Origin of the sequence: Acinetobacter sp. A47 (assembly GCF_000805455.1) — a bacterium.
Taxonomy (GTDB): Bacteria; Pseudomonadota; Gammaproteobacteria; order Pseudomonadales; family Moraxellaceae; genus Acinetobacter.
In genome coordinates this window covers 72,487-86,426 of sequence record NZ_JSUS01000039.1, presented here as the reverse complement: position 1 = coordinate 86,426, position 13,940 = coordinate 72,487, and the positions used below count along the sequence as shown (strand labels likewise).

The following is a 13,940-nucleotide window of genomic DNA, read 5'->3' as shown; positions in this document are numbered from 1 at the left end:
TGAATAAAAATGATTTAGTTTCACCAAAAACTGAGTGAAATTCATGTTGTGAGTTGGCATGAAGTTGAGAAGCCATTGTGTAGCGGGCCACAACTACAAAGCAGGACACGCCATAGCGGGCAGCGGGGCGCAAGTTTTACTTTTTAGTGCTGTCATTTATAATTCCTTCCACCCGGCCATCCCTGATTTTTACCCGCTTCATTTTCTTTTATTATGTCTTTATTTTCTCAGTGTTTAGAGCGGCAGCAGTTCTGTTTTCTGGTGGAATATTTATGTTCTGCTCCAGACACTCACGCCATTCGTCAAAGCTTGGCTGGTTTTCCTGCCATCATGACTTTGGCCGATCGGGTGCACAGTGATGATGATCCTGCACCGCTTGCGCTGGCAAAAAACTATCCTGCTGAAATTGAAAAACTTTTACATTTTTCTGGAAAGGGACGGGATATCAGGGAGCTAGAGTGCTTTCTGGATCAGGCCGCCCGCCAAGGTTACCGGAACCTGCTTTTACTCAGTGGCGACAAGCTTAAAAACCATCATTTTGGCATTGGCCAACCGGCGCAACGGACCCGTTATCTAGAGTCTGTCAGTGCCGTGATGGCGGCCAGACAGCGGGGTGGCTTCAAGATCGGTGTGGCGTTTAATCCATTTAAATATACGGAGGCAGAACGGGATGCCCAGTACCTGAAATTACACAAGAAGATCAGGGCCGGGGCCGATTTTCTCATTACCCAGCTTGGTTTTGATCTGGATTGTATTTTGCAATGCCAGTCCTTTATTTCACAACATTATGCAAACTTTCCTGCATTTGCCTGCGTAATGCCGCTTACGCTCAAGCGTGCGCAATTTATGCTGAAAAACCAGGTTGCCGGGCTAGTGATTGCACCGCATATTGTGGATGTGCTGGAACGCGAGTATCAGGCCGATCCACTCCAGGCTGAGGCAAATGTCTATGCGCGTTGTGCCTTGCAGATCCTGATTTGTAAGCAGCTTGGTTATGTAGGGGTGCACCTGTCTGCCTGCCACCAGCCAAAACAGCAGCAGAAACTTGAACGTTCTCTGGAGCAGTATCAGAACTTGTCTCTAGAGGAGTGCATCAAGGCATGGCAACAACTCTGGCATACAGATTCTGCCACGGCGCTTCAGCCAGAGCGACCTGCCCTTGTAAAACCTGTGTCAGCGATGCAGGTGGCCAAATATAAAAACATGCATCTCATGCATTACATGTTTTTTGGATCTCGTACTGCAATCGGGATAGGCCGTTTTATTTTCAAGGCCAGTTTCTGGAACAGGCGCCGTCCGCATCGGCTTTTGCTCAACCTTGAGCACTGGAGCAAAAACCGGCTGGTCGGTTGTGAAAGCTGCGGTACATGCCGGCTAGATGAGACGCTATATATCTGTCCTGAAACCTGTCCCAAAGGTTTAGCCAATGGGCCCTGTGGGGGAACCCGTCTGGACCGGTGTGAGTTTGGCGATCGTGAGTGTATCCACTCGGTTAAGGCAAGATTGGCGAAACGTATAGACCGGACTGAAGTATTAAAAAGCAAGTTAATCCCGGCAGTTCCAATTGAAACGCGTGCAACAAGTTCATGGAAAAACTGGTTTCGTCCTGCAGACAAATAGCCGTTCCAGATCCACGGTGTCTTTTTACGATTTGATGGCTTGAACATAGACTTTTACCAAAATTCAACAAAATCGGCATATTTGACATGTTTACTTCGGACACTGGTGTCCGTTCTAATGTGACATATTTATCCATAGGCTTAAAATTATGCCAAGCCGTCAACAGTTAGCCGCACAAAATCGTGATGAGCTTCTAAATGCCGCCGAAGAAATTCTCCGCACTCATGGGGTCTATGTGCCGCTACAAGTCATTATTGACCATGCCGGGGTAGGGCGGGCTACGTTCTACCGGAATTTTGATGACCGTAAGGCTCTGATTGTGGCCCTGCTGGAAAAAGGTACCCGGCTACTGGAACGACGGGCCACAGCGTTCCTGCAGTTTGATGATGGCCTGATCCGGCTGATAGAAGATCTGCTGAATGAACTGCCGCTACTGGTTGTGCTAACCGACTACTGGCGGATTCTTGACCGGCATGATCCGGTCATGCTGGATATCTATGAAAGACGCGAAAGAATCTTGCAACCCCTTATTGATCAGGCAATCCGGCATAAGCTGTGCCGTCCGGACCTGACAGCTCAGGATTTTGGAATCATCACTTCAATTCTTGGTTCTTCCTTTCAGGGATATGCCACAGATGAGCAAGCCCGCTTGGCCAGACGTGCCGTAACCTTGTTGTTAAACGGCATCAAAAATTAATCGAGAGGTGAAGCGATGGCTCAACAACCCCGTATTATTGGTAGCGTGCCAGACTGGACAGCAGAAGAACGGCCATTATTGTCCGGGACTCCTGCTTCGGTCCAGCATGGAAAAGCCAAGCGTTTGGCCTATTTGCTGATTGGTATTTTTATCTCGGTCACGGCCATGCTCAATAACGGGCTGGTGACGGCAAACCTGCCGCTGTTTCAGGGCGAATATGGACTGACGCCTTCACAGGCTGCATGGCTACCTGCCATGTATGTCATTGCCAACGTCAGTTCAAATTTACTGATTTTTAAAGCCCGTCAACAGTTTGGGGTGCGCTTGTTTACCGAGCTGGGCCTGCTGGCATTTATTGGGGTATTAATCCTTCATCTGTTTGTCAAAACCTATGAAATGGCTCTGGTGGTACGTTTTATTGCCGGTTTTGCAACGGCACCATTATTTTCCCTGGGCATGTATTACACCATGCAGGCTTTTTCCAAAGACGATGTGGTCAAGGCGATCTATCTCTCGTTTGGCTTGCAGCAACTGGGAATACCGCTGGCCTGGATCATTTCGCCTGCTTTAACGGTAGGCAATAGCTGGGATACGCTCTATACCTTTGAGTTGGGCATTGCCATTTGTACCCTGGCTCTGGTGGTCGCGTTAAAGCTTCCCCGGGGCTTTAGACAGGAACTGTTTGAAAAGCAGGATTTCATAACGGCGATCCTGTTGATTTCCGGTTTTGCCTGCCTGTCCATTACCTTGACGCAAGGGCCGATTGTATGGTGGCTGGATGCTCCCTGGCTGGCTTATCTGATTATTGCCGGTTTCGGTTTTGTGATGCTGGGCTTGTTGCTGGAGCATTACCGGGTTAATCCGCTGATTATTACCCGCTGGCTGGGAACCCGGCAAATCTTGCTGTTTATGATCGGTGCCTTTATTTTACGGCTGATCCTTTCTGAACAGACTGTGGCCATGGTGAATTTTTTAAAAACCATGGGAATGGGGCCAGACCAGTTCGTACCGCTATATCAGGTCATTTTTGTGGGGACGGCAATCGGTGCAGTTTTTAGTGCGCTTACATTTACCCTGAAACGGGTAGTGCCGTATTTACTGCTTGCCGTACTGATGATCGTGTTCGCCTGTATGTGGGACTATAGCCTGACCCACGATATCCGGCCTTCTAACTTTTATCTCAGCCAGTTCCTGATCGGTTTTGCAACCGGTTCCTTTATCCCGATTTTATTGCTGCTGGCGCTGGGACAAGGCCTGTTAAAGGGGCCGCAATACATCATCACCATTGTCGTGCTGTTTTCGGTGACCCAGAACTTTGGCGGTCTGGTCGGTTCTTCCCTGTTTAATACCTATCAGAAACAGCGCACCCAATACTATGTCAGTGACCTGAACCATAACCTGCCGGTGACTGATCCGACGGTGGCACAAAGATTGAAAACCTACCAGTACGGCAGTGCCAGTACCGATCCTGACGCACAGCGCCAGCAAGACAAGGCACTGCGCAATTTAAATGGCGTGGTTGCCCGCGAAGCACAGGTTCGTGCCTATAGTGATGTCATTATCTTAAATGCAATGTTTGCACTCTTTATCTTTATATGGGGTGTTTTTGGTGTGGTGATCCTGATGTTAAAAGCGAAGAAAAAAGCCAAACAGCAGCAAGCGACCGCTATTGAATGATTATTTTATTGAGAAAAGCAGATGTCTGAAAATCAAAATACACCGACCCCGACAGCAACGACACCGGCCCAGGCCACGCCTGCGCCACCACCGCCGAGTAAAACCATTTCGACGAGCCGGACGACCTTGATCTGGATGTTCATGGTTTTTGTGGTGGGGGCTTTAATTGTGCTGTGGGCATGGGGGATTGGCCCATTCCGTTCGGCAATTGAACAGACCGATAATAGCTATGTGAAGGGCAAAACCACGATTTTGTCATCGCAGATTAACGGCTATATCAAGGACGTGCTGGTAAAAGACTTTGATCATGTGAAGCAGGGACAGGTGCTGATGCATATTGATGCAACCACCTATGACCAGAAAGTGGCACAGGCGGCTTCGGGTGTCGAACAGGCTAAAAACAGCCTGGCCAACCAGACACAGGCAATTGCCCAGCGTCAGGCTGATGTGGTTTCTGCCCAAGCCAAACTGGATCAGGTAAAAGCCCAGTATGATTTATCTGTGGCACAGTTAAAGCGTTATCAACAGCTTGGAAATAGCGGGGCCGCTTCAAAGTCTGAGCAAGACAAGGCTGCTGCGGATGCACAAAATAACCTTGCCCAGCTGAAACAGGCAGAGGCGAATATCCTGGTGGCCAGGGAAGCATTAAAAACTGCCCAGGTTGCCGAGACGGGATTGAAAGCACAGGTCAACAGTGCTCAGGCCCAACTGGATCAGGCCAATACCACCAAGGATTATAGTGCCATCGTTGCGCCACTTGATGGGCAACTTGGCGAGGTCAATCCCCGTGTTGGACAATACGTTGCTGCAGGCACACAGTTGCTTTATCTGATTCCGCAGCAGACCTGGGTCATTGCCAACTTTAAGGAAACCCAGATTGCCAACATGAAAATCGGGCAAAAAGCCTACTTTACTGTCGATGCGATGAAGCATCAGAAGTTTAGCGGTCATGTCGAGCAGATTTCACCGGCCTCCGGTTCTGAATTTAGCGTATTGAAACCGGACAATGCGACAGGCAACTTTACCAAGGTGGTGCAACGTATTGCAGTACGTATTTCGATTGATCCGGACCAGAAGGGGATTGAGAATCTGCGTCCCGGCATGTCGGTGATTACCTCGGTCGATACCAGCTCCTGATGGTTCATATCTGGCTTGTGGCAGGCATTTGGATGGCTTTTGTTCAGATGCTCGCTGGAGCCGGGTGCCTGTTTCCGTTGGACGGAGCTTGACCGTACTGGCATAAGTGCATAAAGCATGGATGTATATTCAGGTAGAGAAAGGCTAGATAAATCAAACCAGAAATCTGCTACAATTGCGCCAATTTTTAATTCTTTCGCACACCGGCTGTTCTGGTCACCGTTTGCAGGTACAAATGGGTGCATCAAATTGTAGATTTTTCTCATGTTTAAAGATGAATTAGCGGCACAGGTTGCCCAGCGTCGCACCTTTGCGATCATTTCCCACCCCGATGCGGGTAAGACTACCATGACAGAAAAGCTGTTGTTATGGGGGAAGGCCATTCAGGTTGCCGGGATGGTCAAAAGCCGTAAGTCTGACCGTTCTGCGACATCCGACTGGATGGAAATGGAAAAGGAACGTGGTATCTCGATCACCACATCGGTGATGCAATTTCCTTATAAGAAGCACACCATCAACCTGCTTGACACCCCGGGACATGAAGATTTCTCGGAAGATACCTATCGGACCTTAACCGCAGTTGACTCGGCGCTGATGGTGATTGATGGTGCAAAAGGTGTAGAGGAACGAACCATCAAGTTGATGGAAGTGTGTCGTATGCGTGACACGCCAATCATTTCCTTCGTCAACAAAATGGACCGTGAAATCCGTGAACCGTTAGAGTTGCTCGACGAAATTGAAAATGTCCTGAATATCCGCTGTGTCCCGATTACCTGGCCATTGGGCATGGGACGTGACTTTGCAGGGGTGTATAACCTGCTTGAAGACAAGCTCTATGTCTATAAGGCCGGTTTTGGTTCAACCATTACCGATATTGAAGTACGTGATGGCTATGACCATGCCGATATCCGTGAAAAGGTGGGTGAGCTGGCCTGGTCGTCTTTTGAAGAATCGCTTGAGCTGGTTCAAATGGCCAATGAACCACTGGATCGTGAACTGTTCTTGCAAGGCAAGCAAACACCGGTGCTGTTCGGTACGGCTTTAGGTAACTTTGCCGTTGACCATGTTTTAGATGCATTTATCAACTGGGCGCCAGAACCTAAGGCACATCCGACCCAGGAACGTATGGTCGAAGCCAAAGAAGAGGGTTTCACCGGTTTCGTGTTTAAGATTCAGGCCAACATGGACCCGAAACACCGTGACCGTATTGCCTTTATGCGTATTTGTTCAGGTAAATATGAAAAAGGCCTGAAAATGAATCATGTCCGTATCGGTAAAGATGTCCGTATCAGTGATGCATTAACCTTCCTTGCCGGTGAGCGTGAGCATCTGGAAGAAGCCTGGCCGGGGGACATTATTGGTTTGCATAACCATGGCACCATCCAGATTGGCGATACCTTTACCAGTGGTGAAGACCTGCACTTTACCGGTATTCCACACTTCGCACCTGAAATGTTCCGCCGTGTACGTCTGAAAGATCCTCTAAAATCGAAGCAGTTGCAAAAAGGTTTGAAAGAGTTATCGGAAGAAGGGGCAACCCAGGTGTTCATGCCACAAATCAGTAATGACCTGATTGTTGGTGCTGTGGGTGTGTTACAGTTTGATGTGGTGGCCTATCGCTTAAAAGAAGAATATAAGGTGGACTGTATTTACGAGCCGGTGAGTGTTCATACGGTACGCTGGATTCACTGTGATGATGAAAAAATCCTGAATGAGTTTAAGAAAAAGGCGCATGATCAGCTTTCAGTTGATGGTGGTGGTCACTTAACTTATCTGGCACCAAGCCGTGTCAACTTGCAGTTGATGCAAGAACGCTGGCCGGATATCCAGTTCCGTAACACACGAGAACACTAAACTGTATAAAAACAGCTTCTAATTAGAGGCTGTTTTTAATTGAACGATCTAAAAATAAAGGATGATGAAATGAATGCTTTAAAACCACTTTTTGCTGTCAGTGTCTTGATTGGAATGATGGCTTTAACCGCATGTGATCATCCAGATAAAAATAAAGCCGATACCGCCGAAAGCAAACCGGCTGAGGCACCAGTCGAAAAAGCTGAAGTGCTGCCGTACTTAAATATGAAAGAGGCCAAGGCGGACTATGCCTTGCCATTTTGTGAAAAGAAAAACTGTATTGATGTTGATATCCAGACGGTAAAAACCCAGGATGTATGGCTCAATGCCTGGATTGCAAAAAATCAGTCCAGGGTGATCCAGCAGCAAATTGAACTGGATAAAAACCTGACGCTGCAACAGGCCATTAATGCCTATGTGAAAAAGTCAGATGAGTGGCAGGACAAATATTCTAAAAATAAGGCTTACGAGCTGCATCTGAATACCCGGATTGCTTCGCAGCGTAATCAGTACGTACTGCTCCAAATAGGGGTAAATGCCCAGCAAGAAGATATTGCGGTAAAAGACCGCTTCTATTTCTTTGCGGCAGACCGCAAGTTACAAAAGAGCCTGAGCGTGCTGGATGTGATCCGCAAAGATCAGCAAAATGCCTTGAATGGCATTATTCAGGCGCATTATCAGCAGTGGGTTGCAAAACAGTCACCTGAGGTCAAAAAACAGGTGCCGAAAAAACTGTATTGGGGACAGGCGGACTGGTTCTTTGATGGAGAGGGCATTGGTTTACATTATCGTGCCAATGAAATCAGCAAGGATGCACCCCAGCTGGATATCTATCTCACCACAGAACAAAGCCGGAACATCTTGCAGCCCGATATTTACCAACAAATGTTTTAATATCGTTGCGGCTGGCTGTTTTGAGTTTCGTATAGAAATTGCATGCGCTTCTGGCAGTTTTGCATTAACTTCGATAGCATTTAAAAATCTTGTGTAATAACAATGCTGATAGGTCTCAGATGAAAACAATGTATAAATATAGTGTTCTTGCATGTGCTGTTTTGCTTGCTGCATGCCAGCCTAAATCGGAGCCAAAACAATCACAGGATAAGCCGCAGGACCCGCCAGCCGTACAACAGCCAGCTGAGCCGGTGTTACAAGGAGAAACCGTCAAGGTACAAGTGAAACTGCCTGAATGTAAGGGCAATACCTGTCCTGATTTTACCGTTGAGCGCCTGCAAAGCAATTTTCCCTTTATTGATCAGTTACTGGATCAGCAAATTCTGGATCAGCTTGGTAAAATGCTGGAAGTGGTGGATACAGAAGCACCAGCCGCTTCGGCCCCGAAATCTAGCGCGCAGACCTCTGATCTGGACACACAGGCACAGTTATATGCTGATTCTTTCGTGAAAATTGATGAAGAATTAAAGGCTCTAAGCAGTAGTCACCAGATCAGCCTGATGATCAAGCCAAAAATCTTGCAGCCGAAAGGCAAACTGGTAACCGTCGTACTGAATAGCAGCAGCTATCTGGGCGGGGCGCATGGCGCAACGTCACAACGTTATTACAACTTTGACCTGAGCCAGCAGAAACAGGTGCAATTACATGATCTGTTGTTGCCAAAACAGAAGGCAACATTAGACCAGCTGGCACATGATGCCTTTAAAACCTGGATTGTCGATTCAAAACTGGCCAATGACCCGAAAGAATATGAGCAGGCATGGCCATTTCAGGTAACTGATAACTTCCTGTTAGGTGAACAGGGCCTGATCTTGCAATATGGAGAATACGAGATCGGTCCGTACGTGGTCGGCTTGCCACGTCTGGTGATTCCATTTAGTGAATTGCAAGGGGTGTTAAAACCTGAATATTTACCAAAAGTTGACACCCCGGCAGCCTCTGCGCCTGTAGCAGGCGAGAACAAGTAACGGCCTATGCAGCTGTTTGATACCCATACCCATTTTGATGTTGCCGATTTTGACCATGATCGGCAACAGCTGGCTGTACAGGCCAAGCGGGTAGGAGTCGAGGCATTGGTGTTAATCGGTTTTTTACAATCACGATTTGATGACCTGATCCAGACCCAGCAGCAATTGCAAAGCTGGGAGCATGTACCGCAGTCTTATCTGGCGCCCGGATTGCATCCTTTTTATATCGAACAGCATCAGCCCGAACATTTACAATGTCTGGAACAGGTGTTGCAGCAGCATGCATGTGTGGCGATTGGTGAAATTGGTCTGGATACCTTTTTAAAACAGCATAAACAGCCAGAACTGTTTGCCAGACAGCAGCATTATTTTAATGAGCAGCTAGAACTTGCCAGGCAATATCAAAAACCCGTGCTGTTGCATATCCGTAAAGCGCATGCGGAAACCCTTGCCATCTTAAAAGCTCAGAAATTCAAGCTGGGCGGCATTGCCCACGCCTTTAGTGGAGGTGTGGAAGAAGCTAAGGCCCTGATCAAGCTGGGCTTTAAAATCGGCATCACCGGGCAAATTACCAATCCCAATGCCAAAAAACTGCATCAGGTGGTGCATGCCATTGGGGCGGAACATCTGGTGATTGAAACTGATTGTCCGGATATGACGCCGTTATGTTGCCAGACTTCAACCGAACATCGAACCCGCAATACTCCTGTCAATCTACCTTATGTTTTAGACAGTCTGGCCCAATTGCTTGAGCTGCCTGAAACACAACTTGCCCGGCAACTGTGGCACAACTCATGTGCAGCCTTGCAGCTCTGATCATTATCATAATCCCGTTAAAAATAAGGTAACTAAAAGGGAACACATGCTTTCCCAAACAGGGGTACATTAAAGAAAGAATTCCATAATAAACAACCAGCCAATACTGGGAGGGCAACCTGATGGCCAGATATAGCAAAATCAATAGTTTCAATGCATTACAAACACTAACAGTCGGTTCCAGATCCTATCAGATTTTTAATCTTCCCCAAGCGGCACAGACACTGGGCAATATTGACCGCTTACCCAAATCACTCAAGGTTTTGCTAGAAAATTTATTGCGCTTTGAAGATGGAAAAAGTGTAAAAGTCGAGCATATTCAGGCACTGGTAGACTGGCAGAAAAGCCGGCGCTCCGATCAGGAAATTCAATATCGTCCAGCTCGTGTATTGATGCAGGACTTTACCGGTGTGCCTGCGGTCGTCGATCTGGCTGCCATGCGTGCAGCCATGGCGCAGGCCGGCGGTGATCCGAACCGGATTAACCCGCTTTCCCCGGTTGATCTGGTCATCGACCATTCGGTGATGGTGGATTATTTTGCCAATGATCAGGCCTTTGCCGAGAATGTCGAAATCGAAATGCAACGTAATGGTGAGCGCTACCAGTTCCTGCGTTGGGGTCAGTCTGCATTTAATAACTTTAGCGTGGTTCCGCCGGGCACCGGAATTTGCCATCAGGTCAATCTGGAATATCTGGCACAGGCAGTGTGGCTGGGAGAAGATGACGGGCAGGAATTTGCCTTCCCGGATACTTTGGTTGGCACAGATTCACATACCACCATGATTAACGGGCTGGGCGTACTCGGTTGGGGCGTTGGCGGGATTGAGGCTGAAGCGGCCATGCTGGGACAGCCGGTATCGATGCTGATACCGGAAGTGGTCGGTTTTAAACTGACCGGCAAGCTGAATGAAGGCATCACTGCAACCGATCTGGTGTTGACCATTACCCAGATGCTGCGTCAAAAAGGCGTGGTGGGTAAATTTGTGGAATTCTATGGCGATGGTCTGGCTGACCTGCCTCTGGCGGACCGTGCCACCATTGCCAATATGGCACCAGAGTATGGCGCGACCTGCGGTTTCTTCCCGATTGATGAAGTGACACTGGGGTATCTGGCACTGACAGGCCGTCAGCAACAGCGGATAGAGCTGGTTGAGGCTTATAGCAAGGCACAGGGGCTATGGCGTAATGCCGGAGATGAGCCGGTTTTTACTGATACCCTGAGTCTGGATATGGGCACGGTGCAAGCCAGTCTGGCCGGGCCTAAACGTCCGCAAGATAGAGTACTGCTGTCTGATGTACCGAAAACCTTCGATGCCCTGATGGCGCTGAACCTGAAACCCGCCAAAGAAGCCAAGGAGCGTCTGGAGAATGAAGGGGGTGGCGGTACAGCGGTAGAGGCACAAAAAGCCAATCTGACGCATGAACAACCGTCTTGTACCCTTGACGGCAAATCTTATCCTTTAAATGATGGTGATGTGGTGATTTCTGCGATTACCTCATGTACCAATACCTCTAACCCAAGTGTCATGCTGGCTGCGGGGCTACTGGCCAAAAAAGCGATCGAGAAAGGCTTGCAACGTAAACCCTGGGTCAAAAGCTCACTGGCTCCCGGCTCTAAAGTAGTGACCGATTATCTGGCAGCAGCAGGCCTGACCCCTTATCTGGATCAATTGGGCTATAACCTGGTGGGCTATGGCTGTACCACCTGTATTGGTAACTCGGGGCCGTTGCCCGAGCCGATTGAAGCGGCCATTCAGTGCCATGACCTGAATGTGGCATCGGTACTGTCAGGGAACCGTAACTTTGAAGGGCGTGTACATCCACTGGTGAAAACCAACTGGCTGGCATCACCGCCATTGGTAGTGGCATACGGCTTGGCAGGCAACATCCGTACTGACTTAACCACGCAACCGATTGGACAGGGGAAAGACGGACAGGACGTTTACCTGAAAGATATCTGGCCAGGCCAGTCCGAAATTGATGCAGTATTACAGAAAGTGAATACCGACATGTTCCATAAGGAATATGCTGCGGTGTTTGATGGAGATGCAACCTGGCAAGCGATCCAGATTCCACAGAGCCAGACTTATGCCTGGCAAAGTAATTCGACCTATATCCGTCATCCGCCATTTTTTGAAGAGATTAATCATCCGCCGAAGGCAATTACCAATATTGAACAGGCCCGGATTCTGGCAGTACTGGGCGATTCGGTCACCACTGACCATATTTCACCTGCCGGTAATATCAAGAAAGACAGTCCGGCCGGACGTTATTTACAAGATCAGGGGGTTGAACCAAAAGACTTTAACTCCTATGGCTCACGACGTGGTAACCATGAAGTGATGATGCGTGGTACCTTTGCCAATATCCGCATTAAAAACGAGATGCTGGGGGGCGAAGAGGGCGGTAATACCCTGTTTATTCCGACTGGTGAGAAGCTATCAATTTATGATGCTGCCATGCGTTATCAGCAACAGCACACACCATTGGTGATTATTGCCGGTAAGGAATATGGAACTGGTTCATCACGGGACTGGGCAGCCAAGGGCACCAACTTGCTCGGCATCAAAGCCGTGATTGCAGAAAGCTTTGAACGGATTCACCGCTCGAATCTGGTGGGAATGGGCGTTTTGCCATTGCAGTTTGTAGATGGACAAACCCGTCAATCCCTGAACTTAACCGGGCATGAAACGATTTCGATTCATGGCTTGTCCGATGACATTCAACCACACCAGACTCTTGATGTGGAGGTGGTTCGGGATGATGGTAGTCAGGCCAAATTTAAGGTGCTGTGCCGCATCGATACCTTGAATGAGGTAGAATACTTTAAGGCTGGTGGCATCCTGCATTATGTTTTACGTAACCTAATTGCTGCCTAAGCCTTAAATGGTGGTGATGAAAAAGATGAAAGCGGGCCTTTCATCTTTTTTTGTTTAAATTTGGGTGGTTCAGGGTTAAGGTGTTAGCACTCAATTCGTCAGGACGATGGCTTTGAAGCAGCTACCGCGCTATGTTTATTATTTATTGGTTGCACAGGCATTTAATTTAATTGCGGCGGTATTGTCCGTTACCGTTTCAGCCATTGTCGGCCTAAAACTTGCACCTACACAGGCCTGGGCTACAGTACCTTATGGCCTGCAATTTCTGGCCATGTTGCTGACCACCTTTATCTTTTCAGCTTTGATGAAGCAGTGGGGAAGGTATCTGGTGTTCCAGTTGGGCTGTATCTGTCTGTTTTTGGCCGGTGTCTCTGGCTATCTCGCATTACAGACAGAACAGTTTTATCTATTGTGTCTCAGTCATTTTTCGCTGGGTTTATTCATTTCCACAGCTAACTTTTATCGTTTCGCAGCTTCGGATCGCCTGGCTGCGGATTTAATTCCGAAAGCCACAGCGATGGTGATTTCGGGTGGTGTAGTTGCCGCTGTGATTGCACCGATGTTGGCGATACAGTTTCAACAGGTACAAGGTTTACCTGATTTTAGTGCGATCTATTTGATTTTCAGCATACTGGCGGTGTTACTGTCACCTATTTTGTATCAGTGGCACCAGCAATTTAAATTGCAGCAGGAGCAACAGGCCGAAACAAAATCCGTACCGCAGGCACCATTATCGACCCGTCTGGTTGCCGCGGCGGTGATCAGCGGGGCATTTGCCTATTATGTGATGAATGTCATGATGATTATGTCTTCCTTACATTTAAAGGAGCATCATTCATTTCATTATGCCTCTATCTCGATTCAGTTGCATGTTCTGGCCATGTTCCTGCCTTCATTCTTTGTGTCCAGACTGATGCAGCGTTGGGGTACGCAGCGCACGGTTTATGCCGGTTTTGCTTTATTGATGTTGGCTGCTTTGATTCCGCTACTGGGGCAACAAGGATTTTATATAAATGCTGCCCTGATCGTGCTTGGAGTGGGCTGGAACTTTGCTTATTCAGGCGCATCGACTTTACTGGCCGGACTGAACGAGCAGCAAAAGCACCGTGTACAGGGCATCAATGAAACCATGATTGCCTTGTTTGCAACACTGGGCGCTTTTTTGCCGGCTCCCATCCTGACCCAGCTGGGCTGGACCAATGCCAACCTGCTGGCTTTATTGATGAGTGCGGTTGTTGTGGCTGTACTGGTCATTTTAATCCGCTCTGCACGATTTGCAGCTAAAGCGCCATCTTCCTCACCAAAAACCCGTTAAACACGTTAAAATAGCGCTTTGCC

10 protein-coding genes are annotated in these 13,940 nt (G+C 48.2%); all 10 read left to right on the top strand.

Annotation, left to right across the window (positions count from 1 at the left end; all coding sequences use genetic code 11):
* Positions 1-213: 213 nt before the first annotated feature.
* The 10 genes from OC23_RS10070 to OC23_RS10025 all read left to right on the top strand — a co-directional run bounded on the left by OC23_RS10070 (position 214) and on the right by OC23_RS10025 (position 13,917).
* The gene (locus OC23_RS10070) at positions 214-1,620 is read left to right on the top strand and encodes a methylenetetrahydrofolate reductase C-terminal domain-containing protein (RefSeq protein ID WP_038344560.1); all 1,407 of its coding nucleotides are present in this window, start codon (positions 214-216) and stop codon (positions 1,618-1,620) included.
* A gap of 148 nt (positions 1,621-1,768) precedes the next feature.
* Positions 1,769-2,317: a TetR/AcrR family transcriptional regulator gene (locus OC23_RS10065; protein ID WP_038344559.1), complete on the top strand. Its 549-nt coding sequence runs from the start codon at positions 1,769-1,771 to the stop codon at positions 2,315-2,317.
* A 15-nt stretch (positions 2,318-2,332) separates the two neighbouring features.
* A complete protein-coding gene (locus OC23_RS10060) occupies positions 2,333-3,994 on the top strand; it encodes an MFS transporter (protein ID WP_038344558.1) in 1,662 nt (553 codons plus the stop codon).
* A gap of 21 nt (positions 3,995-4,015) precedes the next feature.
* The gene (locus OC23_RS10055) at positions 4,016-5,131 is read left to right on the top strand and encodes an HlyD family secretion protein (protein ID WP_038344556.1); all 1,116 of its coding nucleotides are present in this window, start codon (positions 4,016-4,018) and stop codon (positions 5,129-5,131) included.
* A 264-nt stretch (positions 5,132-5,395) separates the two neighbouring features.
* Positions 5,396-6,985, top strand: a complete 1,590-nt coding sequence (locus OC23_RS10050) for a peptide chain release factor 3 (RefSeq protein ID WP_038344555.1) — start codon at positions 5,396-5,398, stop codon at positions 6,983-6,985.
* Between the two features lie 69 nt (positions 6,986-7,054).
* Positions 7,055-7,879: a hypothetical protein gene (locus tag OC23_RS10045; RefSeq protein WP_227505549.1), complete on the top strand. Its 825-nt coding sequence runs from the start codon at positions 7,055-7,057 to the stop codon at positions 7,877-7,879.
* A gap of 119 nt (positions 7,880-7,998) precedes the next feature.
* A complete protein-coding gene (locus OC23_RS10040; protein ID WP_038344552.1) occupies positions 7,999-8,907 on the top strand; it encodes an RsiV family protein in 909 nt (302 codons plus the stop codon).
* 6 nt (positions 8,908-8,913) lie between these two features.
* Complete coding sequence (locus OC23_RS10035) at positions 8,914-9,723, top strand: TatD family hydrolase (protein WP_038344551.1); 810 nt, start codon at positions 8,914-8,916, stop codon at positions 9,721-9,723.
* Positions 9,724-9,845: 122 nt separating this feature from the next.
* Positions 9,846-12,602: an aconitate hydratase AcnA gene (gene acnA, locus OC23_RS10030; RefSeq protein WP_038344550.1), complete on the top strand. Its 2,757-nt coding sequence runs from the start codon at positions 9,846-9,848 to the stop codon at positions 12,600-12,602.
* A 106-nt stretch (positions 12,603-12,708) separates the two neighbouring features.
* Positions 12,709-13,917: an MFS transporter gene (locus OC23_RS10025; protein ID WP_038344549.1), complete on the top strand. Its 1,209-nt coding sequence runs from the start codon at positions 12,709-12,711 to the stop codon at positions 13,915-13,917.
* Positions 13,918-13,940: the final 23 nt, after the last annotated feature.